The organism is Streptomyces varsoviensis (genome assembly GCF_000718635.1).
Classification (GTDB): Bacteria; Actinomycetota; Actinomycetes; order Streptomycetales; family Streptomycetaceae; genus Streptomyces; species Streptomyces varsoviensis.
On sequence record NZ_JOBF01000005.1, the window covers coordinates 116,071 to 138,039 of the forward strand.

At 72.3% G+C, this 21,969-nt stretch carries 19 protein-coding genes and 1 tRNA gene; 12 read left to right on the top strand and 8 right to left on the bottom strand.

Annotation, left to right across the window (positions count from 1 at the left end):
* Positions 1–288 precede the first annotated feature (288 nt).
* The 4 genes from IF55_RS10550 to IF55_RS10565 all read left to right on the top strand — a co-directional run bounded on the left by IF55_RS10550 (position 289) and on the right by IF55_RS10565 (position 4,793).
* Entirely contained in the window at positions 289–1,290 is a 1,002-nt protein-coding gene (locus IF55_RS10550; RefSeq protein ID WP_030881218.1) for an SIS domain-containing protein, read from the top strand.
* Positions 1,291–1,543: 253 nt separating this feature from the next.
* Positions 1,544–2,485, top strand: a complete 942-nt coding sequence (locus tag IF55_RS10555; protein WP_030881220.1) for an ROK family protein — start codon at positions 1,544–1,546, stop codon at positions 2,483–2,485.
* Complete coding sequence (nagA, locus tag IF55_RS10560) at positions 2,485–3,669, top strand: N-acetylglucosamine-6-phosphate deacetylase (protein WP_030881222.1); 1,185 nt, start codon at positions 2,485–2,487, stop codon at positions 3,667–3,669. The genes IF55_RS10555 and nagA overlap by 1 nt, the downstream gene beginning before the upstream one ends.
* A 176-nt stretch (positions 3,670–3,845) precedes the next feature.
* Positions 3,846–4,793 (top strand): 1-phosphofructokinase family hexose kinase, encoded by a 948-nt coding sequence (locus tag IF55_RS10565; RefSeq protein ID WP_030881224.1) that lies wholly within the window; start codon positions 3,846–3,848, stop codon positions 4,791–4,793.
* A gap of 59 nt (positions 4,794–4,852) precedes the next feature.
* Here the strand turns inward: IF55_RS10565 and IF55_RS10570 are convergent, their stop codons facing one another.
* Both IF55_RS10570 and cdgB read right to left on the bottom strand, forming a co-directional pair.
* Positions 4,853–5,899 (bottom strand): CBM35 domain-containing protein, encoded by a 1,047-nt coding sequence (locus tag IF55_RS10570; RefSeq protein ID WP_030881225.1) that lies wholly within the window; start codon positions 5,897–5,899, stop codon positions 4,853–4,855.
* A gap of 198 nt (positions 5,900–6,097) precedes the next feature.
* Positions 6,098–7,792 carry a diguanylate cyclase CdgB gene (gene cdgB, locus IF55_RS10575; protein ID WP_030881227.1) on the bottom strand — a complete coding sequence of 565 codons (1,695 nt, stop codon included), beginning with the start codon at positions 7,790–7,792 and terminating at the stop codon, positions 6,098–6,100.
* Between the two features lie 311 nt (positions 7,793–8,103).
* On the opposite strand from cdgB, the gene IF55_RS10580 reads away from it, so the two are divergent.
* Entirely contained in the window at positions 8,104–8,661 is a 558-nt protein-coding gene (locus IF55_RS10580; protein ID WP_030881240.1) for a flavin reductase family protein, read from the top strand.
* Between the two features lie 18 nt (positions 8,662–8,679).
* Here IF55_RS10580 and arfB read toward each other — a convergent pair whose 3' ends face one another.
* Positions 8,680–9,117 (bottom strand): alternative ribosome rescue aminoacyl-tRNA hydrolase ArfB, encoded by a 438-nt coding sequence (gene arfB / locus IF55_RS10585; protein WP_030881246.1) that lies wholly within the window; start codon positions 9,115–9,117, stop codon positions 8,680–8,682.
* 236 nt (positions 9,118–9,353) lie between these two features.
* Between arfB and IF55_RS10590 the strand changes: the two genes are divergently transcribed.
* Entirely contained in the window at positions 9,354–9,929 is a 576-nt protein-coding gene (locus IF55_RS10590) for a TerD family protein (RefSeq protein ID WP_030881248.1), read from the top strand.
* A gap of 114 nt (positions 9,930–10,043) precedes the next feature.
* Here IF55_RS10590 and IF55_RS40015 read toward each other — a convergent pair whose 3' ends face one another.
* Positions 10,044–10,193, bottom strand: a complete 150-nt coding sequence (locus tag IF55_RS40015) for a hypothetical protein (protein WP_211269970.1) — start codon at positions 10,191–10,193, stop codon at positions 10,044–10,046.
* 865 nt (positions 10,194–11,058) lie between these two features.
* Positions 11,059–11,631 (bottom strand): TetR-like C-terminal domain-containing protein, encoded by a 573-nt coding sequence (locus IF55_RS10600; protein WP_030881253.1) that lies wholly within the window; start codon positions 11,629–11,631, stop codon positions 11,059–11,061.
* Positions 11,632–11,797: 166 nt separating this feature from the next.
* Between IF55_RS10600 and IF55_RS10605 the strand changes: the two genes are divergently transcribed.
* The 4 genes from IF55_RS10605 (at position 11,798) to IF55_RS10620 (ending at position 16,227) form a co-directional block, all read left to right on the top strand.
* Positions 11,798–12,856: an NADH:flavin oxidoreductase/NADH oxidase gene (locus IF55_RS10605; protein WP_037964226.1), complete on the top strand. Its 1,059-nt coding sequence runs from the start codon at positions 11,798–11,800 to the stop codon at positions 12,854–12,856.
* A gap of 198 nt (positions 12,857–13,054) precedes the next feature.
* On the top strand, positions 13,055–13,597 hold the full coding sequence (locus IF55_RS10610) for a DUF5946 family protein (RefSeq protein WP_037964229.1): 543 nt from the start codon (positions 13,055–13,057) through the stop codon (positions 13,595–13,597).
* 329 nt (positions 13,598–13,926) lie between these two features.
* Positions 13,927–15,477 (top strand): M4 family metallopeptidase, encoded by a 1,551-nt coding sequence (locus IF55_RS10615; protein WP_398244877.1) that lies wholly within the window; start codon positions 13,927–13,929, stop codon positions 15,475–15,477.
* Between the two features lie 252 nt (positions 15,478–15,729).
* Positions 15,730–16,227, top strand: coding sequence for a hypothetical protein (locus IF55_RS10620; protein WP_030881260.1), 498 nt, complete (start codon positions 15,730–15,732; stop codon positions 16,225–16,227).
* 165 nt (positions 16,228–16,392) lie between these two features.
* Here IF55_RS10620 and IF55_RS10625 read toward each other — a convergent pair whose 3' ends face one another.
* Positions 16,393–17,163 carry a pentapeptide repeat-containing protein gene (locus tag IF55_RS10625; protein WP_078644084.1) on the bottom strand — a complete coding sequence of 257 codons (771 nt, stop codon included), beginning with the start codon at positions 17,161–17,163 and terminating at the stop codon, positions 16,393–16,395.
* A gap of 235 nt (positions 17,164–17,398) precedes the next feature.
* Here IF55_RS10625 and IF55_RS10630 point away from each other — a divergent pair, with 235 nt between their 5' ends.
* Positions 17,399–18,937, top strand: a complete 1,539-nt coding sequence (locus tag IF55_RS10630) for an MFS transporter (RefSeq protein ID WP_106980354.1) — start codon at positions 17,399–17,401, stop codon at positions 18,935–18,937.
* 60 nt (positions 18,938–18,997) lie between these two features.
* On the opposite strand, the gene IF55_RS10635 is transcribed toward IF55_RS10630, so the two are convergent.
* Positions 18,998–20,143, bottom strand: coding sequence for an aminopeptidase P family protein (locus IF55_RS10635; protein WP_030881266.1), 1,146 nt, complete (start codon positions 20,141–20,143; stop codon positions 18,998–19,000).
* A gap of 151 nt (positions 20,144–20,294) precedes the next feature.
* Positions 20,295–20,367 (bottom strand) — tRNA-Thr (locus IF55_RS10640).
* A gap of 227 nt (positions 20,368–20,594) precedes the next feature.
* Between IF55_RS10640 and IF55_RS10645 the strand changes: the two genes are divergently transcribed.
* Complete coding sequence (locus IF55_RS10645) at positions 20,595–21,743, top strand: ABC transporter ATP-binding protein (RefSeq protein WP_030881268.1); 1,149 nt, start codon at positions 20,595–20,597, stop codon at positions 21,741–21,743.
* Positions 21,744–21,969: the final 226 nt, after the last annotated feature.

The window sequence follows — 21,969 nt, forward strand, 5'->3', positions numbered from 1 at the left end:
GCGCCCCGAGGTCCGCACCGCGGATTCCCCGGGCTCTACCGCGGATTCCCCGGGCTCTCCGGGCCGGTCGCGGCTGCGAGTCTGCCCCGCGCGCCAGTCTAAGGTCTACTCCGCACCCGGTCTCGCTTCGGTCTCACCCTTCCCACGCGCAGCTCAGGGCTGCTATCCACGGAGCCGGCGCGGTGCGCGCGCCTGCCGCCGCCGACCCCTGTTCCGCCCCATCTGTTCCGCCCCGTCCCGTCGTCCCGTCCTCCCGTCGTCCCCTCACCTCACGAGGAGCAGCAGCACATGGAGTCGTCCTCCCGTACCGCAGCCGAGACAGCCACCCAGCCGAGCTGCTGGCGGCGCGCCGCCGAGGCCGCGGGCGCGAGCGCGAGCACAGGCACGACGGCCGTTCTGCCGCGGCCCGGCGAGCGGGTGGCGGTGACCGGCTGCGGCACGTCGTGGTTCATGGCCCAGTCGTACGCCGCCCTGCGCGAGGCCGCCGGGCAGGGCGAGACGGACGCGTTCGCCGCCTCGGAGTTCCCGGTGGGCCGCCCGTACGACCGGATCGTGGCGATCACCCGCTCCGGGACGACGACGGAGGTGCTCGACCTGCTGCGGGACGTACGGAAAGGGGGCATACGGGACGGCGGTGTACGGGACCGGGGCGTACGGGACCGGGGCGGCCCGGCCACGCTGGCGCTGACCGCCGACGCGAAAACGCCCGTCATGGGCGCGGCGGACGAGGTGGCGGTGCTCGACTTCGCCGACGAGGAGTCCGTCGTACAGACGCGCTTCGCGACCACGGCCCTGGCCTTCCTGCGCGCCGGCCTGGAGGCGCACGGCCCGCTGCCCGCCGGGGTGAAGACGGTGGCGGAGGCGGCCGTCGACGCCGAACTGGCGGTCGTGCAACCGCTGCCGGAGGCCGCGCTCGCCGCCGAGCAGTGGACGTTCCTGGGGCGCGGCTGGACGTACGGGCTGGCGCAGGAGGCGGGCCTGAAGATGCGCGAGGCGGCGGGCGCGTGGACCGAGGCGTACCCGGCGATGGAGTACCGGCACGGGCCGATCGCCATCACCGGGCCGGGCCGCGTCGCCTGGCTCTTCGGCGAACTGCCGCGAGGACTGGCCGACGACGTCGACCGCGTCGGCGGCACGCTGCTCGCGGACTCCTGCGCGGCGGGCTCCCTGGACCCCATGGCCGACCTCATCCGCGCCCAGCGCCTCGCCGTGGCCATCGCCGAATCCAAGGGCCACGACCCGGACCGCCCCCGCAACCTGACCCGAAGCGTGATCCTCCGGGAGCCCTGAGCCCGCGGGGGGCCACCGGGGCCGGCCGGGGGGGCCGGCCGGCCCTCGCGGGCCCCGGGCACAGGCGCGAGGCCCCCGGCGGGAAGCCCCCGGCGTGAGATCCGCCACCTCGGGGGCGCGTGCGCCGGGTGGCGCGGGTGCGCGCTCGGCGTGTGATTGACCCTCCGGAGCGGGCCGTTCGGGCCCGGAGGGCGATGCCGCGCCGGGTAAGTGGACTAGACCTTTCGCGGTACAACGCGCGAGACTGTCTCCCGTGAGACACGTCATCGCGCTCGATGTGGGCGGCACCGGGATGAAAGCCGCCCTCGTCGGGGCGGACAACACGCTTCTGTACGAGGCCAGACGCCCCACCGGCCGCGAGCGCGGGCCGCAGGCCATCGTCGGGGAGATCCTCGACTTCGCCGCCGAGCTGCGCGACAAGGGCCGCGAGCTGTTCGGCCGGCCGGCGGAGGCCGCCGGCGTGGCCGTCCCCGGCATCGTGGACGAGGCGAACGGCGTGGCCGTGTACGCCGCCAACCTCGGCTGGCGCGACCTCCCCATGCGGCGGCTGCTCAGCGAACGGCTCGGCGGGCTCCCGGTGGCGCTCGGCCACGACGTACGGACCGGCGGCCTCGCCGAGGGCCGGATCGGCGCGGGCAACGGCGCGGACCGGTTCCTGTTCATCCCGCTCGGCACCGGCATCGCGGGCGCCATCGGCATCGACGGCCGGATCGAGGCCGGCGCCCACGGCTACGCGGGCGAGATCGGCCACGTCGTGGTGCGCCCCGGCGGCGCGGAGTGCAGTTGCGGACAGCGCGGCTGCCTGGAGACCATCGCCTCCGCCTCCGCCGTCAGCCGCGCCTGGGCCGCCGCGAGCGGCGATCCGCGGGCCGACGCCGCGGACTGCGCGAAGGCCGTCGAGTCCGGCGACCCGCGCGCCGAGGCGGTCTGGCACGAGGCGGTCGGCGCCCTCGCCGACGGCCTGCTCATCGGACTCACCCTGCTCGACCCCCGCATGCTCATCATCGGTGGCGGGCTCGCCGAAGCGGGGGAAACCTTGTTCACGCCGCTGCGCGCGGCCGTCGCCGGCCGCGCCACGTTCCACAAGGTGCCCCGCATCGTCCCGGCGGCCCTCGGGGACACCGCGGGCTGCCTCGGCGCGGGGCTGCTCGCCTGGGATCTGCTCGCCACGAAATCCACGGAGGTTACCGCCTGATGGTCGAACGAACGGTTCTCTCGGGCGCGAGGGTGGTGCTGCCGAGCGGCGTGGTCGACGACGGCCGCGTCACCGTCGAGGGCCGGCGCCTCGTCGACGCCGGCACGGCCGCTCCGGACGGCCCGCGGGGCGCGGCGACGGCACTGGACCTGACCGGGCACACGATCGTCCCCGGCTTCGTCGACATCCACGTGCACGGCGGCGGCGGGGCCTCGTTCTCCAGCGGCACCGCCGAGGAGGCGCTCACCACGATCCGTACGCACCGCGCGCACGGCACCACGACGACGGTGGCCTCCACGGTCACCGGCGACCTCGACGACCTGGCCCGGCAGGCGGCCGTCCTCTCCGAGCTGACCGAGCAGGGCGACCTGGCGGGCATCCACTTCGAGGGGCCGTTCATCTCCTCGCACCGCTGCGGCGCGCACCAGCCGGAGCTGCTGCGCGACCCGGACCCGGCGGACGTGCGCAAGCTCGTCGAGGCGGCGCGCGGCGCGGCGCGGATGATGACGCTCGCCCCCGAGCTGCCGGGCGGCCTCGACTCCGTGCGGCTCCTCGCCGAGGCGGGGGTCATCGCGGCCGTCGGGCACACCGACTCGGACTACGACGCCACGCGGCAGGCCATCGACGCGGGCGCGACGGTGGCCACCCACCTCTTCAACGCCATGCCCTCGCTGCTGCACCGCGCGCCCGGCCCCATCGCGGCGCTCCTGGAGGACGAGCGGATCACCGTCGAGCTGATCAATGACGGTACGCACCTGCACCCCTCGATCCTGGAGCTGGCGTTCGGCCGCGCCGGGGCGGACCGCGTCGCGTTCATCACGGACGCGATGGGCGCGGCCGGCATGTCCGACGGCCAGTACCGGCTCGGCCCGATGCGGGTCGATGTCACGGACGGCGTCGCGCGGATCGCGGACGGCCCCACGGCCGGCGCCATCGCGGGCTCGACGCTCACCCTCGACACGGCCTTCAAGCGGGCGCTGACCGTGGACGGGCTGCCCGTCGAGGACGTCGTACGGGCGCTGTCCGCGAACCCCGCGCGGCTGCTGGGCGTGGCCGACCGGGTCGGTTCGCTGGAGCCGGGCAAGGACGCGGACCTGGTGGTGTTCGACGCCGCGTACGACCTGGTGGGCGTCATGCGGCACGGCGAATGGATCGTCAAGCCCGCGTCCATTACCGGCACCTGATCTCCCAAACCACCCGAATGGGTGGTGCGGCGCGGCGGCGCGACGGCCTCAACTACGTCGCGGACATTGCGAATCGATCGCGAACGACGGCGGTCGGCCCCCTGGACCTGGGCCGGCCGCCGTCGGTTTGGCATGATCGCGAAGGTATAGCACGCGCGTTCTTAAGGGTGGTCCACGTGATCCTCACCGTCACACTCAACGCCGCCCTCGACATCACCTACCGCGTACCCGAACTCCGCCGGCACGCCTCGCACCGCGTCACCGAGGTCGTCGAGCGCCCCGGCGGCAAGGGCCTCAACGTCGCGCGCGTACTGGCCGCCCTGGGGCACGACACGGTCGTCACGGGGTTCGCGGGCGGCATCACGGGCGAGGCGCTGCGTGCCCAGATCCGGGACGCCGCGCGGTCGGCCGTATCCGGCGCCCTCACCGACGCCCTCGTGCCCATCGCCGGGAACACCCGCCGCACCGTCGGCGTCGTCGACGCCGCGACCGGCGACACCACCCAGCTCAACGAGGCCGGCCCCACCATCGCCGCCGCCGAGTGGAACGCCTTCACCAGCGCGTACGCGACGCTCCTGGCCGACGCCTCCGCCGTCGCCCTGTGCGGCAGCCTCCCGCCCGGCGTGCCCGTCGGCGCGTACGCGGACCTCGTGCGCCGGGCGCGCGCGGCGAGCGTCCCCGTGCTGCTCGACACCAGCGGCGAGCCCCTGCACCGCGGCATCGCCGCCCGCCCCGACCTGGTCAAGCCCAACGCCGCCGAACTCGCCGAGCTCACGGGCTCCACCGAGCCGCTGCGCGCCGCCCGGGCCGCCCGCCGCCGCGGCGCCCACGCCGTCGCCGCCTCCCTCGGCGCGGACGGCATGCTCGCCGTCACCTCCGACGCCGCCTGGCGGGCCGCCCCGCCGGAGCGGATCGCGGGCAACCCCACGGGGGCCGGCGACTCGGCCGTCGCGGGGCTCCTCTCCGCCTGGGCCGAGAACCTTCCCTGGCCGGACCGGCTGGCCCGCGCGGTGGCCCTGTCGGCCGCGACCGTGCGGGCCCCCACCGCGGGGGACTTCGACCGCCCGACGTACGAACGCCTCCTGCCGCTGGTCGAGGTCGCCCCCGCCACCGCGGTCGGCTGATCCGTCATCGCGGTCGGCTGACCGTCCGAGGCCGGTCCGCGCGCCGCGCGGCTACCCCGCTACCGCCCCGGCTTGACGTGACCGGCTGTCAGCCAGACCTGGTCGATGTTGAACCCGCACTTGTTGCCCTGCTCGCACGAGATCTTGATGGTGTTCTTGCCCTTTTTCAGGTCGATCCAGGCCCAGGTGTTCGTCCAGCCCTTCTCCCAGTCGCCGTCCTTGGCGCCGGCGAAGTTGCCCATGCTCAGCGGCTGGTCGCGGGGCGTGCCGTTGATCGTGAGCGTGGAGTTGGCGTCCTTGCCGGGCACGCCGAAGTTCACCGAGAGCGTGTAGTCGCCGCCCTTGGGGACGTTGACGTCCCAGGTGACGCCCGCGCCGGGCTTGTCCATGCCCCCCACGTACGCGCCGTCGGAGGACCGCGCGCCCTTCACGTCCTTGGACGTGGTGGCGCCGCCGTCGACGCGCAGGCTGCCCGCGTCCTCCTTGGGCATCTTGCCGGGGGTCTTGCTCGGGGTGGGCGAGTTGCTGGGCTCGTCACTGGGCTTGTCGCTGGGGCCGGCGGAGGGCGTCGCGCCGGACGCGGAGTCCTTCTTCTCGTCCCCGTTGTTGCTCATCACGGCGACGCTGATGCCGGCGATGACGACCACGACGACCGCGATGGCGCCGATGAGCATGCCGCGCCGGTTGGGACGGCCGCCGCCCGGGCCGCCGTCCTGGCCGTAGCCGGGGCCGCCCGGCCTGCGGGGCGCGCCGCCGGGGAGCGTCTCGGGGGCGGCGTACGAGGCGTTGGGCTGCTGCGCGTAACCGGGCTGCTGCCCGTACCCCTGCTGCTGGCCGTACCCCTGCTGTCCGTAGCCCTGCTGTTGCCCGTAACCCTGCTGCTGGCCGTAGCCCTGCTGGTTGGGCACGCCCTGGCCGTACGTGCCGCCCTGCTGCTGTCCGTACTGCCGGGAGCCGACGGGGCGGACCTGGTTGTACGACGTGCGGGGGACGCCGGGCTGCTGCGCGGGCCCGCCCTCGGGCTCGCCGCCCTCCGAGCGGTACAGATAGGCGAACGGGTCGTCGTTCTCCGGCTTGTCGCCCGCGCCGTTGTTACCGGCCGTCATCCCCTGTCACTCCCAACATGCTGTACCCACCGGCGCCCATCACGTACGCGCCGGGCCGCGGTGTCCGGGCCGGGGCGGCCTGGACCGGGCTCACGCGATCCCGGATGGCCGGAATTCTTGATCGATTCGCGGTGGGCGACAGGCGCCGCCCCGCCGCAGCCTACCCCGTACGGAGTAGCCGGCGTGGTGCCGCTGACCTCACCCGGCCCGTCGGCCGGCCTTGGCGCGGGAGCGCTTCTCCACGTACATCCGCTGGTCAGCGGAGTGCAATACCTCCTCCGCGGACATCCCGCAACCCGCCCAGCCGATGCCGAAGCTGGCGCCGACGCGGACCGCGCGGCCGTCGACCCTGATCGGCGGAATGATCGCGTTGCGCAGCCGGACGGCCAGGTCCTGGGCGTCCGCGCGGCCGAGGCCGTCGGCGAGGACGACGAACTCGTCCCCGCCGAGCCGGGCCACCGTGTCGCCGTCGCGCACCCCGTTGGTCAGCCGGTGGGCGACCTCGATGAGGACCGCGTCGCCGGTGTGGTGGCCGAACCGGTCGTTGATGGACTTGAAGCCGTCGAGATCGCAGAAGAGGACGGCCAGGCCCTTGCACCCGTCGTCATCGGCGTCCTCGTCGAGGGCCACCGTGTGCACATGGTGGTCGAACCCGGCGGCGAGCACGGTCTCCAGACCGCTGCCCGGCGCGTAGGCGTCGGCGCCGAAGTCGTGCCCGTACTGCCCGTACGCGGCGCCCTCCACCTCCGCGAAGCCCGCGAGAGCGCCATCGGCCAGGGCGGCGGCCGCGTGCCCGTCGCTGCCGGGGGGCCGGGCGCAGAGCCGGCTGGAGAGGCGGGCGCGCAGCTCGGCGCTGTTGGGCAGGCCGGTCAGCGAGTCGTGGCTGGCGCGGTGGGCGAGCTGCAGCTCGTGGCGCTTGCGCTCCTCGATGTCCTCGACGTGGGTGAGCAGATACCGGGGGCCGTCTGCGGCGTCGGCGACCACGGAGTTGCGCAGCGAGACCCACAGGTACGTGCCGTCGCGGCGGGAGAGCCGCAGCTCGGCGCGGCCGCCCTCGGCGGCGGTGCGCAGCAGGATGCCGATGTCCTCGCGGTGGACGAGGTCGGAGAAGGAGCACCGGCGCATCGCGGCGGCGGGGCGGCCCAGCAGGCGGCACAGCGCGTCGTTGGCGCGCACGATGCGGCCGTGCTGGTCGCCGCCGAGCTCCGCGATGGCCATGCCGCTGGGGGCGAACTCGAACGCCTGCCGGAAGCTCTCCTCGCTGGCCCGCAGCGCCTGCCCCTCGCGCTCCAGCCGGACGAGTGCACGCTGCATGTTTGCTCTGAGCCGAGCGTTACTGATCGCAATCCCGGCCTGGAACGTATACATCTGGAGCGCTTCCCGCCCCCATGCGCCGGGACGGCGCCCGTTACGGGGTTTGTCCACCGAGATGACGCCCAGCAGCTCGCCGCCGGCCGACCCCGCCGCGTACATCGGGGCGAAGAGCCGGTCCATGGGATGCCACTCGTCGGGGAAGCGCGGCTCGGGCCCGCCCGTGTGCCACTGCGGGACATCGTCGTCGTCGAGCACCCAGCCCTCGGCGTACGGCACGAAGCGGAGGTCTCCCCAGCCCTCACCCATGCCGAGGCGGCGCTCCCAGGACGCCCGGGAACCCACCCGGCCCGCCATGAGCGCCTCGGCGCTCGCGCTGCCCGCCACCGCGGCCACCACGAGGTCGCCGTCGGGGCGCACCAGATTGACGGCCGCGAGCTCGTACCCGAGGCCCTTGGTGACGCCCTCCGCGACCGCCTGCAGCGTGTCCGCGAGACTGCGCGCGGTGTTCAGGTCCGCCACCGCCTGGTGCAGTTGCCTCAGGGTCGCAAGGCGGACATACGGCTCCGACTCGGTCTCCATACCGTGCACTCCCCCGAGACCTCGACAGCAACTCCAGAATTCTTGTCGTCCGATTACCACGGCCACTGAATCACAGCGAGCTGACCACTCGGTACACAGGGTCAACAATTACTGGCTGCTGTGACTCATGTCACAGGGAGTGTTCGCCTTGCGGGGGTGGCGACGGCAGGCCCCACTATGCTTCCGGAACGCAAATCCGAGGCCACCCCGCATAGTCGGCCGGTCGGCTGATCGGCCTAGGGCCGGCCTAGGACCCGACTGGTCCCGTGGCCCGATGTGACGGAGAGCGAGGGGCGGCTAGCGTGCCGATCGTGTTGCAGACGACTTCCCTCCCCCGCCCCGACGCCGACATCCCGCATGCTGGCGGGGTGAGCAATGACGAGTTCCGGGCCGCGCTGGCGCGGTTGGCCGCGGGCGTGGTGCTGGTGACCGCCCACGACCCCGAGGACGGCCCGCGCGGCGAGGACGTCGGCATGACGGCGACCGCCTTCATGTCCGTATCCCTGGACCCGCCCCTGGTGATGGTGAGCGTCCGCAACGAGTCCCGGATGGACGACATCCTGGAGCGCCAGCCCCTCTGGGGAGTCTCCGTGCTCTCCCAGAGCCAGCGCCACATCGCGGGGCGCTTCGCCATGAAGGGCCGCGTCAGCGACCGGCTGCTCTTCGAGGACATCCCCTACGAGCGCGGCGCGGAGACCGGGGCGCCACTGGTGGGCGGCGCCCTGTCCGTACTGCAATGCCGCACCGAGCAGCGCGTCACCGCCGGGGACCACACGCTGGTGATCGGCCGCGTACTGACGGCGGCGAACCCGAGCGCGGAGGGCGGACCGCTGCTGTACTTCCGGGGGAAGTACGGAAAGCTGGACTGATTGGGGCCGATGGACCCCTCAGCCCCAATCCCGCCCGGAGCGCCCCCGCTTGGTATCGCTTCGCGCCTTCTTGTCGCGGAGGCGGCGCTCGTTGACGCCGCGCGGGACCTTGCGCGCCTTACGGGGCCGGGGCGGCGGAGCCGTGGCCTCCGCGAGCAGCGCGGCCATCCGCACCAGCGCCGTCTCGCGGTTGCGCCACTGGGAACGGTGCTCGGAGGCCCGTACGGACAGGACGCCGCCGACGAGGCGGCCGGCGAGCCGCTCCAGGGCGCGCGCCTTCCACACCTCCGGCAGGGCCTCCGTCCTGGCGAGGTCGAAGCGCAGCTCGACCTGGCTGTCGCTGGTGTTGACGTGCTGTCCGCCGGGCCCGGAGGACCGGGAGAAACGCCAGGTGAGCTCCGCCTCCGGGAGGACGACGGAACCGCGGATGACGTGGGGACCGGACATGTCCCCCATGATCCCGCGCCCGGGGGCGAGCGTCACCTCGTTTTGCGAGCGTCACCTCGTCTTGCGCGGGGAGGGCGGGGGCGGCGGCGCGCCGCTGCCCATCGATCGCCGGGCGCCCGTCAGGGACGAGTAAAGAAAGTAAAGGGAGCTGGAACCCGACGGTCCCTCCTTCGCGTTATCGAGGGTGACGGTAGCTTCGTCCGCAGTACGGAGCCCCGCGTCTCGACCAGAAAGGGACATCTCCCATGGCTGTAAGCCTGTCCAAGGGCGGCAACGTCTCCCTCACCAAGGAGGCCCCGGGCCTGACGGCCGTCACGGTCGGTCTCGGCTGGGACGTCCGCACCACCACCGGCACGGACTTCGACCTGGACGCGAGCGCCATCGCCGTGAACGCGAGCGGCAAGGTCTACTCGGATCAGCACTTCGTCTTCTTCAACAACAAGGTCACCCCGGACCAGTCCATCGAGCACACCGGCGACAACGTCACCGGCGAGGGCGAGGGCGACGACGAGCAGATCAAGGTCAACCTGGCCGGTCTGCCCGCCGACGTCGACAAGATCGTCTTCCCGGTCTCGATCTACGACGCCGAGAGCCGCAGCCAGAACTTCGGCCAGGTCCGCAACGCCTACATCCGCATCGTCAACCAGGCGGGCGGGGCCGAGATCGCGCGCTACGACCTCAGCGAGGACGCGGCCACCGAAACCGCCATGGTCTTCGGCGAGCTGTACCGCAACGGCGCGGAGTGGAAGTTCCGCGCCGTGGGCCAGGGCTACGCCTCGGGCCTGACCGGCATCGCCAAGGACTTCGGCGTCAACGTCTGACCCCAGCCTCCTGACCTGCCGCCAACACCCCAGCAGGTAGCACCAGGCCAACCCGGAGGCCCCCAACAATGGTTGGGGGCCTCCGCCGCGCTCCCCTCACCCGGCTTCGGCGGGCTACCAGAGCGGTGCCCCGTCCCGCAGATAGCGCGACGCGCCGTCCGCCATCGCCTGCACGGCAGCCGCGAAGCGGCGGGACAGCCGCGCCCGCAGCAGGGCCCGCGCCGCGGCGTCCCCGACACCCAGAGCTGGCTCGGTCTTTAACATGGGGCGCTGAAAGCTCAAAATAGGGGAGGGAAACGCATGAAAGAAGAAATTTCCCATCAAGGATGGCGAAGCCGTGAGGTGGAGATCAATCACGCCCACGGGCAGCCAACGCTTGTGGAAATACGCTCCCTGGGGTGGACCAGCTCATTCTTTGCATCCGGGGTCACCAAAACGCCGGAACGTGAAGTGCGAGGCCCTATGGCGGTATCGACGTGGGGAAGGAAGCCATACCGATTTCTACTTGAGCCGAAATACACCCACGTCCATGTCGAACGGCATTCCGGCACGAGGAGTGGCAGCGGAATCTCTCGCTGGCGCCTGCGCGCATTGCCGGCCAACACGGCGCGAACACTGTCAGGCACCATCAAAGGCGAAGCCTCAGATGTACTGCAGTGCCCTGCGGGGGTTCGCTCCATCGGGTACTCATTCGATCGGCGAACCGCAGACCAGGGAGTAGACATCGTCCACATTTCATGGTCCGGGAAAAAGGTCACAGAGCTGCTGGATTCCGGGGCCATTCGGGGAACCTTGAGAATCCCTGGGCCCGGGTATATACAGATCAGCACAGCCGGCCCGTGGGAAATATCGACGTAATACAACGCCGGCAAGGCAAACCGGTCCGCCCACCGTTCGGTAGGCGGATCTTTTCATGCCTTCGATAGCCTCTTTGGAGGGTAAGCGGCCGCTCCATCCCCGGGCCTTCCGAAGACGCCTGGCGGAGCACACCGACGCCGACGGCCCTGGCCTCACCCCGGCACGACGGCGCATCCGCCCCGCCAGTGCCCAGAACACCGCGCCGGACGAGGGCGCCGGGGCGCGCCGTTGGCGGTGCGGGAAATCGTCGGTAACTGAGGGAGTTCCTTGGTCAGTCCCGCAGCAGGTCGGCGACGAGGCCGCGTACCCAGTCGTCGGTGAGGGGGCGGCCGGAGAAGACGGCTCCGTAGTAGAGGGGGGCGAGGAGGGCGTCGGTGGCGCGGTCGAGGGTCGGGGGGCGGTTGCCTCGGGCGCGGTCGCGTTCGAGGACGGCGCCGAGGACTTGGGCGCGCTCGCCGCTGCACGCCTTGGCGCCCGTTCCGCCGGCCGCGCCGACGGTGGCGCGGACGAGGGCGAGGGTATCGGGGTCGCCGAGGTCCTTGGCGAGGTCGAAGGCGTAGCGCTCCAGGTCGCCGCGGAGGGTGCCGGTGTCGGGGACGACGAGGTCGCCGGAGAAGCGGCTGGTGGCGACGTCGGCGAGGAGGTCGCCGACGGAGCCCCAGCGGCGGTAGACCGTCGTGGCGTGTACGCCGGCGCGGGCGGCTATGACCGGGATCGTCAGCAGCTCGTTCTCGTCGTCGACGAGCAGTTCCTTGACGGCCCGGTGGACGGCCGCCCGGACGCGGGCGCTGCGGCCGCCGGGTCGGCTGCCGGTGTGCGGCGAGGGGGAGGTCGTGGCGGGCATGGAGCCAGTATCGCACCGTTCACTGCTTTATTAATGCAGCGTTCGCTGCGATTGTGTTAGCTTGAGAGGTGTAAACGCAATGATCACTGCGATCATGCCGCGCCTCTCAGAAAGCGAGCTCCCCGTGCCCAGCCGAGAGTCCACAACAGCGTCCCCAGCACCCGCGATGCGCCCCCTGCGCCTGCGGGAGCTCACGATCCCCAACCGTGTGTGGATGTCCCCGATGGCCCAGTACTCCGCGGGACCGGACGGGGTGCCGACCGACTGGCACCTCGTGCACTACGGTTCGCGCGCGGTCGGCGGCGTGGGGCTGCTCATGGTCGAGGCGACGGCCATCGCGCCGCGCCAGCGGACCACGTCCTCCGACCTCGGCATCTGGAACGAGGAGCAGGCCGCCGCGCACCGCCGCCTGACCTCCTTCGTCGCCGACCGCGGCACCGTACCCGCGATCCAGCTCCTGGCCGCGGGCCGCAAGAGCTCGCACCAGGTGCCGTGGGTGGGCGGCGGGCAGAACGGCCCGGTCGCCGTGGGCGACGGCGGCTGGGAGACGATCGGCCCGACGGCCGCCCCGATCGGCGACCTGAACGTCCCCCGCGAGGCCGAGGAGGCCGACCTCGACGAGGTCGTCGAGTCGTTCACCAACGCCGCCCGGATGGCGCACCTGGCGGGGTACCAGGCGGTCGAGATCATGGCCGCCCACGGCTACCTCCTCCACCAGTTCCTCTCCCCCCTCTCCAACCAGCGCACGGACCACTACGGCGGCAGTCTCCACAACCGCATGCGCTTCCCGCTGCGCGCGATCCGCGCCGTCCGCGCGGCCTTCCCCGCCGAGAAGCCCGTCTTCGTCCGCGTGACCGCCACCGACTGGGCCGACGGCGGCCTCACCATCGACGACGCGGCGGTCTTCGCCAAGGAACTGGCCACCATCGGCATCGACCTCCTGGACATCTCCTCCGGCGGCGCGGTACGGGCCCGGGAAGCCCGCATCCCCGTACGCGACGAGGTCCACGTCGAGTTCGCCGAAACCCTCAAGAAGGCGTCCGGCCTCGCCACCGCCCCCGTCGGCATGATCTGCGGCATCCCCCGCGCCGGCGAGATCATCGCCGCCGGCCAGGCCGACGCGATCCTGCTGGGCCGCCCCCTCCTCCGCGACCCGTACCTCGCCCTCCGCCACCGCATGGACGACAAGTCGGCCTGGCCGGTCCAGTACCACCGGGGCCTGTGACGCACCACGGCCACCCGTGAAGGGCGGCCCCCGGCCGGGCCCGGCCACCGTTCGCTCCCCCGACACCGGAGCCCGGGAAAAGATGGGCGCTACGAGACGGGCCCTGGCTACGCTGCGCCGCGAAGCGCGAGAGGCGCGCACGGGCAGGCGCGCACGACGCGCACGGGCAGGCGCGCAGGCAGCGGAGAAGGGGCAGGCGTGAAACGTTGCGTGGAGTGCGGCGCCGAGGCGTGCGAGGAACTGTTCCAGGCCCTGCTCGCGTTGGACCACTCGCGGCAGCCGCCGTGGGGCCCGCTGCACGGGGTCTCCGTGTCCTGCTTCCTGCTCCAGCACCCCAGCCGGCTGCCCGCCGGCGACGGCGGGACGGCGCCGGCGCTGCTGCGCGCGTATCTCGACGGCGGTCTCGGCGCGGCGGACCGGCTCGTCAGGCGGGCTCGTCGGGGAAACGCGCACCGCGCGGGCGGTGGCTCCCCGCGCGTAACGGACGCTCCACGAGTCGTACGCGAGACGGCGCCACCGGAGCATCGCGACATGCCGACGACGCATCGCGACATGCCGACGCCTCCCCGCCCCGTATTGCCCGTATCCCCCGCATTCCCCGCATTCCCCGCATTCCCCGCATTCCCCGTCACGATCGAACACGTCGCCGTCGACGGGACCTTCCCCGCCGCCGAGTTCGCGGAACGCGTCACGGCGTGGGCCGCCGCGACGGTCGACGCGTGGAACGACCGCGAGGTGTGAGCGGAGGAGCCGGGCGGCTCGTCCGTTCGTTGTCCGCCCCGTGTCCGCCTCCGTGAGCCCCCGGCACGTCTCGCCGCATACGGAATGAAATCCCCCGCCTGTCGAAGAACGCGGGATCAAATCCTTGTTGCGCCCCTGTCAAAGAGCCCGAACCCCTGGCACTCTCTCCTCGATTCACTCCTGCACTACCGGGCACCCCACCCTCGGCTGCCCGGCCCATCGATGGGCCGCGAACCAGCGGTCCGCGCAAGGAGACCGAGTTGAGACGGATCACCTCCACCCCCCGCAAGAACACGCTGCGCGCCGCCGCGCTGATCGCCTCCGCCGCTATGGTCGCCGTCGGCGTCCAGACCGGGTCGGCCACCGCGCAGCCCGACCGTGAGTCGGGCGCGACAGCGGTTCAACTCTCCGCCGCCCAGCGGGTGTCCGCGCTGCGCGACGCCCAGGACGGGGCCGCCGCCACGGCCGGGAAGATCGGCCTCGGGGCCAAGGAGAAGCTCGTCGCCCGGGACGTCGTCAAGGACGCGGACGGCACGGTGCACACCCGGTACGAGCGCACGTACGCCGGACTCCCCGTACTCGGCGGGGACCTGGTCGTACACGTGAAGAAGAACGGCGCGCGCAGCGTCACCAAGGCGACCGAAGCCACGATCGCCGTGTCCGGCACCGACGCCCGGCAGGCGCCGGCCGCCGCCAAGAAGAGCGCGCTCGCGGCGTCGACCGCCAAGAAGAACGCCAAGACCGCCGCGAACACCGCCCCGCGCAAGGTCGTCTGGGCCGCGACCGGCAAGCCGGTCCTCGCGTACGAGACCGTCGTCACCGGCTTCCAGCCGGACGGCACCCCCAGCGAGCTGCACGTCATCACCGACGCCTCGACCGGCGCGAAGCTCTTCCAGCACGAGGCGGTGGAGACCGGCACCGGCACCAGCTCGTACAGCGGCAAGGTCAACCTGACCACGACGAAGAGCGGCTCTACGTACCAGCTCAACGACGGCGCGCGCGGCGGCCACAAGACGTACGACCTCAACCAGGGCACCTCCGGCACCGGCACCCTGTTCACCGACGCCGACGACGTCTGGGGCGGCGGCCGGCAGACCGCCGGCGTCGACGCCCACTACGGCGCGGCCGTGACCTGGGACTACTACAAGAACGTGCACGGCCGCAACGGCATCCGCAACGACGGCCGGGGCGCCTACTCGCGCACCCACTACGGCAACAACTACGTCAACGCGTTCTGGCAGGACAGTTGCTTCTGCATGACGTACGGCGACGGGCAGGGCAACAGCCGCCCGCTCACCGCGCTCGACGTGGCCGCCCACGAGATGAGCCACGGCGTCACCGCCGCCACGGCCCGCCTCATCTACAGCGGCGAGTCCGGCGGCCTCAACGAGGCCACCTCGGACATGTACGGCACCGCGGCGGAGTTCTTCGCCAACAACTCCACGGACGTCGGCGACTACCTCATCGGCGAGAAGATCAACATCAACGGCAACGGCACGCCGCTGCGGTACATGGACAAGCCCAGCAAGGACGGGCGGTCCAAGGACTCCTGGTACTCCGGCATCGGCGGCATCGACGTGCACTACTCGTCGGGCCCGGCCAACCACTGGTTCTACCTGGCCTCCGAGGGCAGCGGCCCGAAGGACATCAACGGGGTGCACTACGACAGCCCCACCTCCAACGGCTCCAAGGTCACCGGCATCGGCCGGGCCAAGGTCGAGAAGGTCTGGTACCGCGCGCTGACCACGTACTTCACCTCCACCACCAACTACAAGGCCGCCCGTGCGGGCACCTTGAGGGCGGCGGGTGACCTGTACGGCACGTCGAGCGCCGAGTACAAGGCCATCGGAGCCGCCTGGTCCGGCATCAACGTCAACTAGCCGGCCGGCGCCACCCGGCGCGCACCACCACCAGTACATCCAGTACATCCAGCACTCCCCCCGCACATCCCGCACTGCTCGTACAGCCCGCACCACACGTACGACCCGGACGGCCCGTACATCCCGCACGACACGTACGGCCCGTACGCGGCCGTGTCCCCGACCGCCCGTCGCGGCGGCCGGGGGCACGGCCCACGCCCCGCCCCGGGCCTCGCCCCCCGCCCTCGCCTCCGCCCGTGACACCATCGAGGCGTGATCGACCTCGGCTACTCGCTCTCCTCGCGCTTCCCCGACCCGCCCCAGCTCGACTACCGCACGGCGGACGTACGGGCGCTGCGCCACGACCTGTTCTGCGGAGACGTGTACCTCGCCGACACCAAGGCCGACCGCGAACTGTCCACGGCCTGGGGCTGGGTCCCCGTACTCGACTTCGCCTGGGCGCTGTGCGACATCGTGGAACAGCTCGACCGCGACCCGCGCGGCAACCGCTCCGCGACCCCGCACTACGCCGAGCTGGACTTCACCGAGTCCGCGGACCGCATGCTCTTCGAGCGGCGCTTCGGCTGGGTGGAGGTCACCGCCGACTGGGTACCGGCGGACGAGCCGCCGCTGACCTTCAACCACCGCGCGCTGCGCCGCGAGGCCCGCGACTTCCTGCACGACCTGCTCGCCGACCTCACCGACCTGCACGAAGGGCTCGGCGACAACCCGGTCGTATGGGACCTCCAGGCCCGCTTCCCACGGACCTGACCCCCCGGCCGACCCAGCGCCGGACCGCCCGCCGACTGCCCACCGCACCGCCCGCCAACCGACTACCGGACCGCCGGAACCGCTCGCCCCCTTCCGCCCCGCCTCTGGGCCCCGTACATCCCCCCATCCCCGTACGTCCCCCAGTCCCCACACGTCCCCCGCCCCCTACTCCACCCGCACCCCGATCTGCGCCGCGAACGCCGGCGCCAGGTCGTAGAGCTGGGCCGGGCTGATGACCGCGCCCGCCAACCGGTCGATGCCCCGCGCGATGTCCAGCTCGGCGGCCTCCCGCAGATCGACGTCGGTCATCCGGACCGCCGTCAGGTCCACGCGGCGCACCGCGCAGTCCTTGAACACCACCCGCTCCAGCCACGCGCCCCCGAAGTCCGCCTCCGAGAGCACGCACCCCTCGAACGTGACGTCCTTCAGCACCGCCTCGCGCAGGTTCAGGTAGTCGATCTTCCCGCCGCGCACCAGCACCCGCTCCAGCGCCGCGCCGTGGAGCTGCGCCCCGCCCAGCCGCGCGTCCACGATCTCCACATCCCGCAGCGACGCCCGCGCCAGGTCCGTGCCCACCCCGCGGACGCCCGTCAGCACGCAGTCCACGAACCGCGCCCGGCCCAGCCGCGCCTCGTCCAGCGCGCAGCGCGTGAGCCCGCAGTCCATGAACCGCGCCCCGCGGCCCTCCTGGCCGACGAGGTCCAGGTCCGTGAAATCGAATCCGTCGTAATCCCCCTCGGACTCCAGCTCCCCGCCGTCGAACGGCCGCAGCGCGGGCAACCGCACCTCCGGCACGCGCACCGCCCGCACCGCCGCCTTCCCGCCCTTGCGCCCTCCTGCCGCTCGCGCCGCCCGCGTCGGCTGTGCCGCTCGTGCCGCCCGCGCCTGCCCCGCATGCCGGTCCGCCCAGTCCGCCCGGTTCTCCCGCGTCGTCATCCGCATCGCCTCCCGCACACACCGTGGCACACCCCACTGACAACGCCCCGGAACCGCCCGCTCAGCCGCCCTGCGGCCCGGACCCCGCCCGTCCGGAGCGCGCCCCGCTCCCGGAGCGCCTACGCTGAACGAGCGCGTCGAGAGACGGCCGGGCAGCCGGCCTGCCGGGGCGGCACCGCCCCGCGGCGCGCGGCAGGGCCCCAGCACGCGAGCGGCCGCGAAAGCAGGTCTCCCGATGACGCAGAGCCACATATCCGCCACCCCGGACAGCACCCCGCAACCCGATCCCCGCCGCTGGTGGGGGCTGGTGATCATCGCATTGGCGCAGCTCATGGTGGTGCTCGACGCCACCATCGTGAACATCGCGCTCCCCTCGGCGCAGCGCGAACTGCACATGTCCGACGCCAACCGGCAGTGGGTGATCACCGCCTACACCCTCGCCTTCGGCGGCCTGCTGCTCCTCGGCGGCCGGATCGCGGACCTCGTCGGCCGCAAGCGCACGTTCCTGATCGGGCTCATCGGGTTCGCCGCCGCCTCCGCGCTCGGCGGCGCGGCGTCCAGCCAGGGCATGCTCTTCCTCGCCCGCGCCCTCCAGGGCGTCTTCGGGGCCCTCCTGGCCCCCTCCGCGCTTTCTCTGCTCACCACGACCTTCACGGACGTCAAGGAGCGCAGCAAGGCGTTCGGGATCTACGGGGCCATCGCGGGCGGCGGCGCCGCGATCGGGCTGATCGCGGGCGGCCTGCTCACCGAGTACCTCGACTGGCGCTGGTGCCTGTACGTCAACATCCCCATCGCCCTCATCGCCTTCCTCGGCGCCACCGTGCTGCTCCACGACCGCCCCGGCCACGGCCACGTACGCCTCGACGTGCCCGGCGCGGTCCTCGGCTGCGGCGGCCTCGTCGCCATCGTCTACGGGTGCAGCGAGGCCCAGCCGCGCGGCTGGGACGACGCGCTCGTCCTGGGCCTGCTGGTCGGCGGTCTCGCGCTGCTCGCCGCCTTCGCCTGGTGGCAGTCGCGCGCGCCGAGCCCCCTGCTGCCGCTGCACATCGTCCGCGACCGCAACCGCGCGGGCGCGTTCGCGACCATGGGGCTCGCCGTCATCGCGATGTTCGGGATGTTCCTGTTCATGACCTACTACCTACAGGTCGTGCTCGGCTACTCGCCGGTCAAGACCGGTATGGCGTTCCTCCCGATGACCGCGGCGATCATCGTCGGCTCCACCCAGATCTCCGCCCGACTGCTGCACCACCTGCCGCCGCGCGTCCTGATGGCCCCCGGCGCCGTACTGGCCGCGGTCGGCCTCTTCCTGCTGACGTTCCTGACCGCCGAGCCCGCCTACGTCTCGCACGTCCTGCCCGCCGAACTCCTCGTCGGCCTCGGCATGGGCCTGATCTTCATGCCGGTCATGGCCACCGCCACCAGCGGCGTCGCCCCGCACGACTCGGGCGTGACCTCGGCGACCGTCAACACCGCCCAGCAGGTCGGCGGTTCCATCGGCACCGCGCTCCTCAACACGATCGCCACCTCCGCCTCCTCCACGTACATCGCCTCCCACCTCAAGGAGGCGGTGGCGCGTACGGGACGGCCGCCCACCCCGGCCGTCAAGAGCGCCGTGATCAAGGACGGCGTGGTGCACGGCTTCACTATCGCCATCGGCTGGGGCGCCGTGATCATGCTGCTGGCCGCCGTCGTCGCGGGCACCATGGTGACGGCCGGAGCGCCCAAGAACGCCGCCGAGAACGAACCGGAGGCGGACAGGGTCCCCACGCACTGACCGGAACGGCCCCGGCGCGTACGGCGCCGGGGCCGATGAGGGACTACGGGCGTACGGCCGTCAGGCCACCACCCGCATCTCGCGCGCCGTGTTGTTCAACCGCCGGCCGCCCGACTCCGTGCACACGACGATGTCCTCGACGCGCACCCCGAACCGGCCCGGCAGATAGATCCCCGGTTCGATCGAGAAGCACATCCCCGGCACCAGCGGCAGGTGCTCGCCCTCGACCATGTACGGCGGCTCGTGCGTGGTCACGCCGATGCCGTGCCCGGTGCGGTGGATGAAGTACTCCCCGTACCCCGCCTCCTTGATCACCTGCCGGGCGACCCGGTCGATCTCCTGGCACGCCACCCCGGGGCGTACCGCCTCGAAGGCCGCCTGCTGCGCCTCGCGCACCACGTCGTGCACCTTGCGCTCCTCGGCGGTCGGCTCGCCCACGTGGACCGTACGGGTCGTGTCCGAGCCGTAGCCGTCCTTGAGGCCGCCGAAGTCGAGGACGACCATGTCGCCCTCCTCGATGACCCTCTCGCCCGCCTCGTGGTGCGGATTGGCGCCGTTCGGGCCCGAGCCGACGACGGTGAAGTCCACCTGGCTGTGCCCGTTGCGCAGCAGCGACGCGGCGAGGTCCGCGGCGATCTCGCTCTCCCGGCGGCCCGCGAACCGCACCTGGGCGATCTCCTCGAAGGTGGCGTCCGCCGCCGCGCCCGCCGCCGCGAGCCGCTCCACCTCGTGCGCGTCCTTCACGGCCCGGAGCATCGGCAGCACCTCGGTGAACGCCGCGTACCGCGAGCCCGGGAACGTCCGCTGGAGCCCCAGCAGATGCAGCGCCCAGGCGTTGTCCGAGACGCCGTAGCGCCCCTCGACCCCGCCCAGCAGGTCGCCCACGGCGCGGTACGGGTCCTCGCCGTCCGTCCAGCCGCTGATCCGTACGGCGCCGGCCCCGGCCGCGTGTTCCGCGTCGGGCTTCTCCAGCGTCGGCGCCAGCAGCCGCGGCTCGCGCCCCGGGGCGAGCAGCAGCGCGGTGAGCCGCTCGGTCTCGGCGGTCGGCCGGTATCCGCAGAGCCAGCTCAGGTCGGGGCCCGGCGTCACCACGAGGCCGGCGAGCCCGGCGTCGGCCGCGGCCCGCGAGGCGCGTTCCATACGGGCCGCGTAGTCCTCGGTGGTGAGCGGGGAGGCGGCGGCGGAGGGCACAGAGGATGAGGTCATAGGGGGAGCGTAAACCGATGGCCTGAGCCGATCGCGGCCTTTATGGGGAGCGGAAACGGCGACGTCTATGGAGGGCGAAAACGGCGACGGCCCCCCGGGGGCAGGCCGGAGGGCCGTCGTCCGCGCGCTCGCCGAGCGCGCTCATCACGTGGGCCGCCTGTCGGAATCGAACCGACGACCACCTGTTTACAAGACAGGAGCTCTGCCAACTGAGCTAAGGCGGCATCGCGTACGTCAGCCCGTACGCGAAAGCGGCTCCACTCTACACACGGCCCGCCGCGCCCAGCCACGCCAAGGTCAGAGGCCCGTCGCGAGAATTTCGTGACCGTTCATCTACTGACAACCGGGTGTCCTGCGGGTAGCGTCACGGACAGTCCCGTCAATTGGACTGGACCTCTCCTTTTACTCGGATCGTCCGGCACGTTCCTGCCGGTGAAGGGACCACAACGCCATGGCTACGGTCACGTACGACAAGGCCACCCGGGTCTACCCGGGGACCGAGAAGCCCGCCGTCGACCAGCTCGACATCGCCATCGAGGACGGCGAGTTCCTCGTCCTCGTCGGACCGTCCGGCTGCGGAAAGTCCACCTCGCTGCGGATGCTCGCGGGCCTGGAGGACGTCAACGGCGGCGCCATCCGGATCGGCGACCGCGACGTCACGCACCTGCCGCCGAAGGACCGGGACATCGCCATGGTGTTCCAGAACTACGCGCTCTACCCGCACATGACCGTCGCCGACAACATGGGCTTCGCGCTCAAGATCGCCGGCGTCAACAAGAGCGAGATCCGGCAGAAGGTCGAGGACGCCGCGAAGATCCTCGACCTCACCGAGTACCTGAGCCGCAAGCCCAAGGCGCTCTCCGGCGGTCAGCGCCAGCGCGTCGCCATGGGCCGCGCCATCGTCCGCGAGCCGCAGGTCTTCCTCATGGACGAGCCGCTGTCGAACCTCGACGCCAAGCTCCGCGTGCAGACCCGCACCCAGATCGCCGGCCTCCAGCGGCGCCTCGGCATCACCACCGTGTACGTCACCCACGACCAGGTCGAGGCCATGACCATGGGCGACCGGGTCGCCGTGCTCAAGGACGGCCTGCTCCAGCAGGTGGACTCGCCGCGCAACATGTACGACCGCCCGAACAACCTCTTCGTCGCGGGCTTCATCGGCTCCCCCGCCATGAACCTCGTCGAGGTGCCGATCACCGACGGCGGCGTGAAGTTCGGCAACAGCGTGGTCCCGGTCTCCCGCGAGGCGCTGGCCGCCGCGGCCGACAAGGGCGACCGCACGGTGACGGTCGGCGTGCGCCCCGAGCACTTCGACATCGCCGACGGCGAGGGCGGCGGCGAGGGCGCGGCCAAGTCCCTGTCGAAGGAGAGCAAGGACGCCCCGGCCGGCCTCGCCGTGACCGTGAACGTCGTCGAGGAGCTCGGCGCCGACGGATACGTCTACGGCACCACCGACGTCGGCGGCGCCGACAAGAAGGACCTCGTGGTCCGCGTCAACGGGCGGCGGGTGCCCGAGAAGGGCTCCGTGCTGCACGTCGTGCCGCGCCCGGGCGAGCTGCACGTCTTCTCGACCTCCACCGGCGAGCGCCTCGCCGACTGATCCGCCGCGCGCCCCGGCCGCCGGGCGCCGCGCTCATCCGGCCGACGCCGTGTCCCCGCACCCCGGGGGCACGGCGTCGCCGCATGTTTGGCACGCGTCCGGTAAATACCCGTACAGAACGCCGCTTTCCGCCCCTGCCCGTCAACCCGGGAACCGCACTCGCGCGCCACTCCTTCGCTCGACCGGGTGACTAAATGTCTCCAAATCATCACTCCTCGCTACGATC